Raw genomic sequence first — 550 nt, 5'->3', positions numbered from 1 at the left:
AGACTGAGCCAGGTGCAACAGTAAAAGTTGAAATCTTAGACAAAGATGGCAACCCTGTAGCAACAGGTGATGCGACTGTAGATCCAGAAGGTAACTGGTCGTATACACCGACTGAAGAATTACCAGAAGGTGAATATACAGTTAAAGCTGAAGCGAAAGATGCGGTAGGTAATACTGCTACTGAAACTGCGGATGGCAAATTAACTGTAGATACAACTGCACCATCTGATACCGATGTAACGATTGATCCAATTGCGGATACAAACGATACAACACCAGAAATCACAGGTACAACTGAACCAGGAACAACAGTAAATGTCGTTGTTAAAGACAAAGACGGTCAAGTTGTTGCAGAAGGTCCAGCGACAGTTACAGGTGACACATGGACATATACACCATCAGTTGAATTGGCAGATGGCGAATACGACGTAGTTGCAAAAGCAACAGATCAAGCAGGTAACACAGGTGAATCTCAGCCAGAGAGCTTCGAGGTTGACACAGTAGCACCTGAATTAACCATCGATGAGCTTAAGCCAACAAACGATACTAC

General features: G+C 43.6%; 1 protein-coding gene. It reads left to right on the top strand.

All coding sequences use genetic code 11. The annotated features are described in order from the left end of the window. Positions 1-550: Ig-like domain-containing protein (locus AC1M89_RS14735; RefSeq protein WP_481614393.1), on the top strand; the 550-nt coding region annotated here is incomplete at both ends.

Source organism: Acinetobacter sp. ANC_7635, from assembly GCF_056779945.1.
The sequence above is the reverse complement of the archived record's forward strand: the minus strand, read 5'-3'. Positions and strand labels throughout refer to the sequence as shown.